The organism is Streptomyces ziwulingensis (assembly GCF_039542605.1).
GTDB classification, from domain to species: domain Bacteria; phylum Actinomycetota; class Actinomycetes; order Streptomycetales; family Streptomycetaceae; genus Streptomyces; species Streptomyces ziwulingensis.
On sequence record NZ_BAABIG010000033.1, the window covers coordinates 15,379 to 25,730 of the forward strand.

General features: G+C 69.6%; 12 protein-coding genes and 1 pseudogene. 4 read left to right on the forward strand and 9 right to left on the reverse strand.

Annotated elements, in window-relative coordinates; genetic code table 11:
- Window positions 1-62 precede the first annotated feature (62 nt).
- Complete coding sequence (locus ABEB00_RS17595) at window positions 63-410, forward strand: transposase (protein WP_345620693.1); 348 nt, start codon at window positions 63-65, stop codon at window positions 408-410.
- Window positions 411-497: 87 nt separating this feature from the next.
- Here the strand turns inward: ABEB00_RS17595 and ABEB00_RS17600 are convergent, their stop codons facing one another.
- Together ABEB00_RS17600 and ABEB00_RS17605 are read right to left on the reverse strand one after the other, a co-directional pair.
- On the reverse strand, window positions 498-932 hold the full coding sequence (locus ABEB00_RS17600) for an SgcJ/EcaC family oxidoreductase (protein ID WP_345620695.1): 435 nt from the start codon (window positions 930-932) through the stop codon (window positions 498-500).
- 29 nt (window positions 933-961) lie between these two features.
- A complete protein-coding gene (locus tag ABEB00_RS17605) occupies window positions 962-1,957 on the reverse strand; it encodes a helix-turn-helix domain-containing protein (protein WP_345620696.1) in 996 nt (331 codons plus the stop codon).
- Window positions 1,958-2,504: 547 nt separating this feature from the next.
- On the opposite strand from ABEB00_RS17605, the gene ABEB00_RS17610 reads away from it, so the two are divergent.
- Both ABEB00_RS17610 and ABEB00_RS17615 read left to right on the forward strand, forming a co-directional pair.
- A complete protein-coding gene (locus tag ABEB00_RS17610) occupies window positions 2,505-3,017 on the forward strand; it encodes a hypothetical protein (protein ID WP_345620697.1) in 513 nt (170 codons plus the stop codon).
- 238 nt (window positions 3,018-3,255) lie between these two features.
- Window positions 3,256-3,783: a hypothetical protein gene (locus ABEB00_RS17615; protein ID WP_345620698.1), complete on the forward strand. Its 528-nt coding sequence runs from the start codon at window positions 3,256-3,258 to the stop codon at window positions 3,781-3,783.
- A 97-nt stretch (window positions 3,784-3,880) separates the two neighbouring features.
- Here the strand turns inward: ABEB00_RS17615 and ABEB00_RS17620 are convergent.
- Together ABEB00_RS17620 and ABEB00_RS17625 are read right to left on the reverse strand one after the other, a co-directional pair.
- Window positions 3,881-4,472, reverse strand: a pseudogene (locus ABEB00_RS17620) (transposase); the annotation flags it as partial.
- A gap of 512 nt (window positions 4,473-4,984) precedes the next feature.
- Complete coding sequence (locus ABEB00_RS17625; protein WP_345620699.1) at window positions 4,985-5,305, reverse strand: hypothetical protein; 321 nt, start codon at window positions 5,303-5,305, stop codon at window positions 4,985-4,987.
- 61 nt (window positions 5,306-5,366) lie between these two features.
- Here ABEB00_RS17625 and ABEB00_RS17630 point away from each other — a divergent pair, with 61 nt between their 5' ends.
- On the forward strand, window positions 5,367-5,777 hold the full coding sequence (locus tag ABEB00_RS17630; protein WP_345620700.1) for a hypothetical protein: 411 nt from the start codon (window positions 5,367-5,369) through the stop codon (window positions 5,775-5,777).
- 145 nt (window positions 5,778-5,922) lie between these two features.
- Here the strand turns inward: ABEB00_RS17630 and ABEB00_RS17635 are convergent, their stop codons facing one another.
- From ABEB00_RS17635 to ABEB00_RS17655, 5 genes are all read right to left on the reverse strand, one after another.
- A complete protein-coding gene (locus tag ABEB00_RS17635; RefSeq protein ID WP_345620701.1) occupies window positions 5,923-6,270 on the reverse strand; it encodes a hypothetical protein in 348 nt (115 codons plus the stop codon).
- Between the two features lie 384 nt (window positions 6,271-6,654).
- Window positions 6,655-7,218, reverse strand: coding sequence for an AAA family ATPase (locus tag ABEB00_RS17640; RefSeq protein WP_345620702.1), 564 nt, complete (start codon window positions 7,216-7,218; stop codon window positions 6,655-6,657).
- Window positions 7,215-8,015, reverse strand: coding sequence for a DUF6042 family protein (locus ABEB00_RS17645; protein WP_345620703.1), 801 nt, complete (start codon window positions 8,013-8,015; stop codon window positions 7,215-7,217). Before ABEB00_RS17645 ends, ABEB00_RS17640 begins: the two co-directional genes overlap by 4 nt.
- Window positions 8,016-9,285: 1,270 nt before the next feature.
- Window positions 9,286-9,489, reverse strand: coding sequence for a hypothetical protein (locus tag ABEB00_RS17650; RefSeq protein WP_345620704.1), 204 nt, complete (start codon window positions 9,487-9,489; stop codon window positions 9,286-9,288).
- A complete protein-coding gene (locus tag ABEB00_RS17655) occupies window positions 9,464-9,679 on the reverse strand; it encodes a hypothetical protein (protein ID WP_345620705.1) in 216 nt (71 codons plus the stop codon). Before ABEB00_RS17655 ends, ABEB00_RS17650 begins: the two co-directional genes overlap by 26 nt.
- Between the last annotated feature and the right edge of the window lie 673 nt (window positions 9,680-10,352).

A 10,352-nucleotide genomic window follows, 5' to 3' on the forward strand; every position in this document is an offset into this window, starting at 1 on the left:
GTTCACCAAGAGTCAGTGCCGTCCCTGCCCGGCCCGCACCCAGTGCACCTCCACCGCCGACAGTGCCCGAACCGTGGGGTTTCCCCCGAGAACTCCGTGACCTGCAACTTCGCGTCCGCGCGGAGCAACAGACGCCCGAGTGGAAGACCCGCTATGCGGTCCGCTCGGGAGTGGAGGGCACGGTCAACGAGTTCGCCCACGGACACGGCATGCGGCGCTGCCGCTACCGAGGACAAAGAAAGGCCCGCATCCAGCACGTTCTGACGGCCATTGCCGTCAACATCGAGCGCCTCAGCGGACTGCCACCGGCCGAAGAAGCGCCCACGTCCCGTCGACCGACTGCCTTCCAGCACCACCTCGACCAACGCGAGATACCTCGGCTGAAGTCCTGGCGAACCCTGGGAACCTGACCGGCATCTCCAAGATCCCCGACAGAGTCAAGCCGCGCAGACAGGCAGCGCGGGGTACCCGGGTGGCGAGGCGGGCACCGGTCTCCGTTACGTGGTCGCCTGTGCGTCCAGGGCCATGGCGGACTCCAGCGAGACCAGACGTGAGTTCTGCAGCGTCGCGATCTCCCAGCGGTCGTTCTGCCAGACCATCGCGAACAGCTGCAGGAAGTAACGGGTCGGCGGGGGTTCCTCTTCGCCGGCCATCACCATGCCGAAGCGGTGGTGTACCACGGCGCAGCCCGGCGCGACGAGCCGGGTGAACTCCACCTCGCTCCGCACGAGCCGGGAGCCCTTCAGTACCGTGTCGAAGACCGGCTGCTGAAATGCGATCACCGTGTCACGTCCCTTGTGGACAGTGCCGTCGAAATCAATGAGCTCGGCGTCCTGCGCGAAGTCCGCGGCGAACGCGGCCGCGTCACCACGGTTCCACCCCTCGATCATTCGGGCAGGGACAGCACGCAGAGTGTCGAGCGACGGATTCATTTTCAGGGCCCTTTCCGCTTTACGTCTTTTCAGCCACCATCCTTGCCGGGTTTGACGAGGTGGTCATTGACGATCAGTGCACCGTCGTTGGACATGCGTGCCCCCGGGCTGTGTCCGTAGGTGGCCTTGAACAGCCGACTGAAGTGCGCCGGGTCCGCGAAACCCCACGAGGCGGCCACCGCGGCGACCGTGGTGTGCCCGCGGGCCAGATCCGCGCAGCACCGCTCCAGGCGCCGCCGGCGGATCAGGGCGGCCACGGTCAGGGGCTGGTCCTGGAAGAGCTTGTGCAGCCGGCGCACCGACACATGGTGTGCCGCGGCCACCTTGGCCGGGGTGAGATCCCGGTCGGACAGTCTCGCCTCGATGAAGCCGATGACTCTCGCGCGGAGTACGTCGTCGTCGACCGGCCGGACGTCACGCAGGCGAGACTCCAGCGTCACCGCGATCAGTTCGATCACCGCAGCCGCCGACCGGTCCGCTTCGTGGGCGCGGAACCCGTCCAGGGTCCGCGTCATGTCCCGTACGAGCGAGGACACCAGCGCTCCGGGGCCCCGGTCACCACGAATCCCCACGCCGACCAGCCGCGCCGCGTCGTCCACGCCGAGCCGCAGCAGGTGTCGCGGCATCAGCATGGTCACGTGGGTGGTCGCGGAACTGGCGAACCGCACCGGCCGTACGGGGTCGATGAGGACCAGGTCCATGGGTCCCAGCACGGAGGTACTGCCGCCCTGCTCGACGCGTACCTGTCCTCGTGTCACCACCTCGACCTGCCACAGCTCGCTGTCGCGGGCACGTCCGGAGCGGGCGTCACGGAAGCACTCCCCCTCCGGGGTCACCAGCTCGGTCAGGCGCAAGGGGCCCAGGTCGCGGCTCACCACGTCGGCGTGGAAGTCCTCGCCCGTGTGCCGGTCACCGCGCAGCGGCGGCAGACCGCTGCGCTCAAGCATCTCCAGAAAGCCGTCGGCGCTTTTCATGCTGGCCTCGGCTTGCGCGACGCCGCTCAGCCGCGGCCCGTCACCGTCCATCACGGCAGTGTTCCATGTTCACCGCTGCCGCGGTCACGGGGGCCGTGTGCGTGACGCCCGGTCCAGCACTGGAGGCACGTCAGAGCATTGCGGTGAAGGTTCCGGCGCGGGGAGGGGGAGGACGGAGCGATGACAGTCCTTGGCCGTGATCGCCCCGCGTGATTGGCCCACTCCATGACGATTCAGAACCGGCCGGCTGATCCTGCGTGATGGCCGAGGTCATCGTTCCCCTCTAGTTCACAGAAGACGAGCGGCACATCATCTGTCGCCGCATCGGAAGCCACGACATCTCTGCCGGGCCCTGACGGTCACAAACGACCGCTGCCCCCGGCGGTCCGGGGACAGCGGGCGGGGCGGTGGTTCACGCCGTAAAGATCCAGCGGTACAGCTTCGTCTGGCGGCCGATCTTCGTGTATGCCTCGGCTGCCACAGTCGAGGGGCTGTAGAGGGTCACTGGCCGAGCAGCGGTGTACGCCTCCGGGACCCGCACGTCGGCCCGCACCGTCTCGGCACGATGTCCTCGTACGCCTCGGGGAGCTGGTCCTCCATGTCCTTGCAGACCTTGCCCTGCGAGCCGTGCTTGACCCCTTCCGGTGATGACCACCCAGTCGACTCCTGCTGGCATGCCGATGTGCCGTACGCGGCCGCCAGGCCGGCGATCTTGTCTTCCGGCTCGGTTGAGTCCCCGGGCTTCCTTCTCCTGGGACGTGGTGCGGCCGACGACTCCGTCCCCGGCAACGAGCGCCCCGGCGGTGGCGAGCTTCACGTCTCCGGGGCAGTCGATGACGATCAGGTCGAAGCGGCCGCGCAGCTCGCCCAGGATCCGGTGCAGTCACAGCTACCGGGCGGTCTCGCCGGCGAGCTTGAACTCCAGCGTGTCGACCTTCTTGGATTCGAGCACAGCCCACAGGGTCGGGAAGAACTGCTACGTCTTGCTGTTCCGAGCCGGTACGACCGCCTCGGTGAGGGTGAACAGCTTGTCGATGACGTCGCGTCAGGCTGCTCGGTGGGCGGGGGCGCCGTGCTGCGCTCCCCGCGTGAATTACGCGCGCCCACGTGAATAACGCGCCTCTGGCGCCCTTGTGCACTCCCTGGACGCCACCGGCCGCCCGGTGGACGGTGCAACCCACAGCGCAGGCCGTCCCGGCAGGGAGCACCACAGCCGGGCCCGGGATCGACACAAGCGACCCCCACTGCACCCGCGGCTGTGCCTTCAAGGGGGCTTACTGAAAGGCCCCACCACGGCGGAACGTATCAGCGTCTCCAGAGGCCCTGGCTCGCGTGCCGCACTCACGGGGGTGAGCGCCCTGCTGTTTCTGCTCGTCAGTCTCCTGATCACAGCGGGACCTGCCAACGCACGCGAGAACGCAATCCTCGACGTCACCTGCACCCCGCCCAGCAGCGACACCAGCGTGTACACCCCGCCGCTGACCAACACCCCGCAGTCGGTCGGGACAACGTCGAGCATCCAGTTCGGCCCCCGCATCTCCCTCCCCGCACCAGCCGTCACCTCAGGGACATCGGCCATTACTTTGCCCCCGGCCTCGCGCACCTGCCTGGACCTGCTTTCCGCAGGCACCGGAACCAGGACCATCACCCGGAACACCGGTGCCACCAGTACCCTGCCGACGAACCGGACCACCCCAGTGGTCGGCGCGGTCCTCGTGGTCACTCTCACCGGCACGGTCACTTCCGGGCTGTTCGCCGGTGACACCGTCCTGATCACCGTCACCGGACCCGCCACCGGCATCACCCTGCGCGCCCTCGGACTCGGCACCGTACCCAGCACGTACGGCTGCGTAACCATGGAGATCACCTCCGTGTGATCCCACCCCTCTCTCGCCGATCGGGACGAACGACCGCTCCGGTCCCGCACCTGCGGAAGGGAACCTCGATGACGAAGTCCAGCCGCCCGCGTGACGGGGGGGGGCGGGAGGCGGGAGTGAACAGCCTCTTGTCACGCGGCACCGCCCAGAGCACGTCGATCCGGCGTCGGGCGAACGCGAGCAGCGCCTGGGTGTGCAGCAGCCCTTCGCCGCGTTTCCTGAGGCAGTAGTCCCGGGAGGGGCCGGGCCGCATCATCGCGTTCTGTGCGGCCATGTGGAAGAGGTGCCGCAGGCGCCGGTCGTAGCGCTTGGGCCGCTGGTAGTCGCCGGTGCGGCGGCCGGAGTCCCGGACGACCGGGGCCAGGCCGGCATACGAGGCGAGGCGGTCGGCGTCACGGTAGCTGGACAGGTCGCCGACGATGGCGACGAAATCGGCGCCGAGGATCGGGCCCATGCCGGGCATCGACTCGATGACCTCCGTGTGGTCGTCGGTTCGGAAGGTCTCGCGGATCTCCCGGTCGTTGTCCTTGAACCGCTCGTCCAGGGGCAGGGGCAGGTGGACAAGGCCGCAGATCAGTTTCGCCGCCCGTCAATTTAACGGGCAGCACGATCTGCTGGGACCGGGCGGCCTCCACCGCCTTCGCGGCGACCGTGCCGACGCCGCGACTCCCGCGGCGTTCCAGCCGGGTCAATCACCTCCGTGTGACCCCCGCCCGTCCGGGTGCTTCCGCCCGGACGGGCGCAGAACCGACGCCGGCACCATGGCTGCCGGGGCCGGTACCGGGTCGCAGTACGGAAAGCGCACGGGCCCATGCCCGTACGCGCGAGCGCTTCACACCGATGACCGCACCGTCCACATCCACCCGCAACGCACGCCACTCGACACGTCCGTGCCTCTCAGCTCAGGAAGATCCCCCTCATGCTCCCCAGCACAGTCCACCACGACCACCACCGGCAGCGGCGTCCTAACAGGCGTCTTCTCGCCCTTCCAGCCGTAGTCACCACCCCGACGCTCGGCCCGCTCCTGCCAGCAGTCAGCGCGCGCGTCCCCCAAGGAGGCCGCGCTCACGCAGGTCTCCTGCCTGGTCGGCCCCGCCGACCAGGGCTTCAGTCCCGCCCTGACCAACACCCCGCAGGCCACGACCACCGGTGTCACCAGCCACTACGGCTCCCGCGCGTCGCTCACCCACCCGTCGCTGACCTACGGCGACACCGTCACCCTGTTCCCCGCCCCCGCGGCCTCCTGCCTGACCCTGCTGAGCTCCTCCGCCAGCACGAACACCATCACGTGGAACACCGGGGAGACCAGCGTCGTCTCCTTCGAGAACAGCGTGACCGTCGTCGAGGAAGAAGTCGTGGGCACCTCCACCGGCACCGTCGTCTCCGGCAAGCTCACCGGCGCCTCCGTTTCCGCCGGCGCTGAAAGCCATGCCGGGCAGGGCTGATAGCGGTGGAAGTTCTGCGAATAACGCGGCCGAATATTTTCGAGCACCGGCCTCGTGACCTGAAGTGATCTAGACATGACATGGTGATGGCATAAATTCGTGAGGCACGCACCACTCACCCCGGCATAAGGAGATCTCATGCGTTTCAAGCAAGTCGGTGCGACTCTGGCGGGTGCCGCCGCGGTCACCGTGCTCGCCGCGGGCCCCGCCCTCGCCGCTACCACCACCTTTGCGGTTTCCTCCGGCGGAGGCACCCACTCGGCCTCGGGTAGCTTCACCTGGCTCAACCGCTCCGTTCAGGTCCAAGGAGGGGTGAAGAACATCGGCGGCGCGGGAACGCAAGTCCTCTTCGACGCGTGGGCCGGCAGCACCCCGGTTGAATCCCAAAGCCGCCCAACTGGCGGGAAGCTCGCAGTCAATGAGACCATAAGCTACAACTTCACCCTCGATGGTTCGGCGTACTCGGGTGGTATTACAGAAATCGATGTCTGGCTCTACAACGCCCATGCTGACTTGTGGTCAGGCCCCACAACCTATTTCCGGCCGTGATCCCGTATCGCCACGGCAGTTCCCGTCGGCCCCCTGCGGCATCGCAAATGGCGGGCGTGCAGGCCCTGGACTCTTGGGCCGCTCCCCTTGCGAAGAGCTGCCCGCTCCGGCCTCTCCTCTCGTCGGCGCCTGACGGCGCCTGCGGTCAGTTGCCGGCGCGGTTCCTCTCGGCAGTGCGCATCCTGCGGGCCATGTCTACCTGCGCGCGGACCACGGCCTCGAACAGGGTGTCCGGAACTCCGTCGGGTCCGGCGTTCGCGGACAGCAGCGCGGTGAGGAGACCGCCAAGGACGGTGACCGAGCCGGCCGCCCCCACCGGGCTGCGGACTTCGCGCAGTTGACGTACGGCGACGTCGATACGGTCCATCGCTTCCTCGCCCCGGAGGAACAGCCCGAGCCGGTCGGCGAGGAACATGCGGACGACTGCCACGCCCTCGGCCAGGGCGGTGTCCACGTTGAAGTCGGCGCGCGCCCTCTCCGTCTCCCTGAGCACGGCCGGCATCGTGTACGTCCGCTGCCCCGGAATCAGGCCCTGCTGCCGCCATTCCTCCTACGGGACCGGGCCGGCGGCGTCACGGCGAGCCCGGTGGCGGTCGGTGGCGGTCGGTGGTGGTCGGTGGTGGTCGGTGGTGGTCGGTGGGGTGGCCGCCCGCGATGCGGCAGGCGCGTCCTACGGCGTCTTGCAGGTGGGGCACTCAAGGCGGCGGATCCAGAAGCGGATGAGATCCATTTCATGATCGAAGCGGAGGTGCCCTCGCCACTGGCCGCCCCACGGGATGCTCCGCGGCCCGTTCTCCCCGCCCACCGGCCCCCCTGGGTCCGGTGGTGTGTACCGTCCTGCCTGCCCTGAAGCCGACCGTACCTGCGGTGGCGCCCCTCAGCGGTCGACCGGGGATATGCCGTCCAGGCCGCTCTCGGCGAGAATCTGCTGGACCGTGTCGTCCAGGGTGCCGGCCGCGTCGATGACGGTCTCCAGGCCGTTGGGGAGCAGGTCCCTCTCCCGGTACCAGTCGCGTAGGTGCCCCTCGTTGACGTGCGCAAGGTATTCGGCGTCTGGTTTCGTCGCGTGCCGAAGCACCGTCTCCTCGAAGGGCACGTGGAGGTAGTAGCACCGTGTGACGCCCTGGTGAGCGCGCACCAGGTCCTGGAGCATCGTGCCGTAGCGGTCGGCGTACAGGATGCCTTCGACGATGACGTGGAAGCCGTTGTCCAGTGCGTAGCGGGCGGTGAGGTCGATCAGGCCGATGTTCGCGCCGCCGGGCCGGTCGCGTTCGCGCAGCACCAGCCTGCGCAGGTTGTCCTGGGCGACGATCGCGAGGTTGCGGCCGAATTTCTCGCGCAGGGCGGCCGCGATGGACGACTTGCCCGAGGCGCTGTTGCCGCGGAGCACGATCAGGCGTGTGCCGCTGGTCCCCACGGTACCGTGCGCGTCCTCAGTCATCCGCGGCTCACCCGGATGCGGTTCTCGTGGAAGTGCTCCCAGTCCATGACCAGGCGGAAGCGGCGGTGTGCCGCCAGGCGCTCCGCGTCGGCCGGCTCCTCACCGCGCTGGACACGGGCGTCGCCGGATCTCACGAGTCCCGCGAGAGCGAGCCGGACGTCGCCGACGTCCTGGCCCGTGGCCGCCGCAAGCCGATCCAGGGAGGTGAGGGTCTCTGCCGGTTCACCCAGATCGTCGACCAGGTGGTCGATGAGGGTGTCGAGGAGCGGGCCGGTGTGCACCGTCCAGCGAATCCTGTCGAGACGCTCGGTGAGTCCGGGGTCCAGAGGCAGCAGATCGCCGGGCAGCGGCAGCGCCGCGGGCATGGACCACCGGGCGCCGTCCGGCGTCTCCTCGCGGCCGGCCAGACCCCACGTCAGATACAGCTCGGACAGGTCCCGCACGGTTCGGGGCACCGGGAAGCCGGCTGTCGTCAGCATGGTGCCGAACTTCTCCCAGCGGTTCGCCTCGTTCGCTTCGCGCCCCTCCGGCGCGTTCTCGTAATCCCACTCCTCATCCGGCCAGGAGAAGGTGAGCGCACCATCGAGGTCACCGCCGATCATGTCCCAGTGCCCGTCGAAGATCTCGTGCACCAGGTCGTCCAGCGAGCCGGTGAAACCGGGTCGGCACGCCGTCCCGACCAGCATGGACAGCGGGAAGCCCTGACGGGGCAGGACGTGCTCCCAGCCCGACACCCACCAGTCGTTGTGCATCGCCAGGTCCCGGCGCGGCCCGGGAACAGACGCCTTCTCAGTCATCCGCGGCTCCTCCTCGAAAACACCTCGATGCCCGCAGCGTACGCAGCGAGACGCTGCAGGTTCTCACGGACGTCCCACCCACGCCTGGTGCTCGGGAGCGACGCGCGGTTGCTCACGGAGGCGGCCGCGCGGCACTCCGACGCGCGTACGGCCCTCCAAAACCTGCAGTCCGCTGTCCGCCGGGTCCGGGAGGCGCCGGTCAACGAGGAGCGGCGGGCGCAGCCACGTCCCGTGCTCTTCCCAGTACCGGCCGCCTTCCGGGGGCCGCACCGCACCTTGACCCAGTACACCTGGTCGGCGGCGTAGCTCTCGATGCCACCGGCGTCGCTCTCGCCGGTCCGCCCGGCCCTGACCTCGTGGTCGGGCGCAGCCAGCGTGGTTGTCAGGCGGGGAGTGCGTCGATGGCGGCCTGCCACGGGTAGGCGTCGAGGTCGCCGTGCTTCGGTTTGTTGGGCACGAATCCGCCCTCCCCGAGCAGTACGGTGACGCCCGCTTCGCGCGCGGGAAGGCGCCGTGGCCGGCCACGGCGGGGTGTGCTGCTTGGGCGTCGTTGAAGTGCGGCAGGGCGGTGATCGGCAGGCCAAGGCCGATGCCCTCGGTGATCAGGCCGAGGGCGAGGGTGTCGCTGATCGCGGTGGCCCATTTCGCGAGGGTGTTGTTGGTGAGCGGGGCGGGGCCACGAGGATCGCGTCCGGGGCGGGCAGGACGTCCGGCTGGGAGAGCAGCTTGTACTGCCGGCGGACCGGGTGTCCGGTCAGCTCCGTCAGAGCCTCGATCTCGCCTTCGGTGTCCTCACTGAGCCATCGGTACGCGGACGGCGTGAGGATCACGCACACGTCCCAGCCCGCCGCCTCGGAGGCGCGGACGGGTACCGTGTTCCGCTCCGAGGAGCGTGGCGACCGCTTCGGTGCGCAGGCCGGCCTGCTTCTCGCCGATGGCTCGGTCGGTGAGCGAGAAGCCGCCCGGCGCGGGCCGCGCGGGACAGTGCGGCGTCGGCGAGCGGCCCTTTCGGCGAAGCCGTTGCGTGCGGACAGGCCGGGCTCGATAGAGATCATGGTGACGGTCCTCTCCGCCCGGCCGCGCGTGGTCTCCCCGGGTGGAGACGCGGTCGCGGGACCGAGCGGGCGGGAACGTGGAGCACCAACCTCGTTGGCGTCGCATCGTGGTGCCGAGCGACACGCTCGGCTTCGAACTGGGCGAAGTGCTCGTCCTGGTACGGCCCGCACCGCCCGTCGGCACGGTTGCCCCAGGACCTTCCCCGCCCGGGCTGCTACTTCCAGCGCTCGTCGGTGAACTTCGCGCCGCAACCGGCGCACATCGGACGCTGTGCCTCGCGCTCCGCGGCTTCACGCTCTTCCCGCCGGCGCCGGGCCTCCTTCCGCTGCACGGCATACAGCCGGTCGCCCTCGGGGCTGTCCAGCGCCTCGGCGAGCGTCTGCCACTGGTCCTCATCCCGCCCGAGCCTGCGCCACACCTTCCCCGCGGCCCCTTTCGGGGTCGGCGGTGATCCGCTCCAGCTCGGTGAAGACCACAGGCACCGCCTGGTGGTGGTCGACAGCCGTGATGCCCTCGCAGCAGCCCGGGCAGGGCTCCCCGGCGAAGCAGGTACGGGCTGCCTGCTCCAGGCGCTTCATCCGGCTGGCGCGCTGCGCGGCGGTCGTCACGGTGAAGAGGGACCCTTGGAGGGGGCCTGTGGGACCTTGGTCCACGTCGGCGGAGGGCCGGCGGCCGCAGGGGCGCGGTGCTCGTGGGCGGGGTCGGGTGTGGGTTCGGCGGACACGCTGTCCTCGGTTTCTCCGGTCTGCGGAGCGGGTCGGCGGTCGTGCGGCCCCCGCGCGGATCTGCGCACGGGCCGGGGCCGCCGTGGGAAGCCACCCCTTGACCACGGTCCGACGGCCACCGACGAGAGGTGACCGATCTCTCCTTGACCGCACCTTGCGGTCCGAGTTTGTCCGGGCCTGGAGTCAGGCGCGTACCGCGTCCCGGAGCGCGGTCTCTGTCCACAGGGCCGGACGCGCACCGTGGGGCGATTGGCCGGGCGCACCATGCGTCCGGCCGGCGAGCAGCAAGGAGCCGTCATGGAGACCACGTCACTCAAGGTGGCCCAGCTCGCCCCGGAGCAGATCCTGCGGGCCGCCGACTCACCCCCGCGCGGGTCCGCCGGGGGTTCAGAAACCTCCGCCCCAACTTGCGCAACGTGACCAGGTCGGACTGTGAAGAACAAGTTGAGTGCCTGGTACTCAGCACGGCCCGGGCGGAGCCGGCCGGGTACGACAGAACCTCCGCTGCCACCCCCGCGGCCACCGCCGGCGGCAGCGGGGGTGGCAGCGGAGGCTT

Coding starts and splice junctions, on each gene's coding strand:
- ABEB00_RS17600 (WP_345620695.1), bottom strand. CDS start 932: ATGAATCCGTCGCTCGACACTCTGCGTGCTGTCCCTGCCCGAATGATC.
- ABEB00_RS17605 (WP_345620696.1), bottom strand. CDS start 1,957: ATGGACGGTGACGGGCCGCGGCTGAGCGGCGTCGCGCAAGCCGAGGCC.
- ABEB00_RS17610 (WP_345620697.1), top strand. CDS start 2,505: ATGTCCTTGCAGACCTTGCCCTGCGAGCCGTGCTTGACCCCTTCCGGT.
- ABEB00_RS17625 (WP_345620699.1), bottom strand. CDS start 5,305: ATGTCTAGATCACTTCAGGTCACGAGGCCGGTGCTCGAAAATATTCGG.
- ABEB00_RS17630 (WP_345620700.1), top strand. CDS start 5,367: ATGCGTTTCAAGCAAGTCGGTGCGACTCTGGCGGGTGCCGCCGCGGTC.
- ABEB00_RS17640 (WP_345620702.1), bottom strand. CDS start 7,218: ATGACTGAGGACGCGCACGGTACCGTGGGGACCAGCGGCACACGCCTG.
- ABEB00_RS17645 (WP_345620703.1), bottom strand. CDS start 8,015: ATGACTGAGAAGGCGTCTGTTCCCGGGCCGCGCCGGGACCTGGCGATG.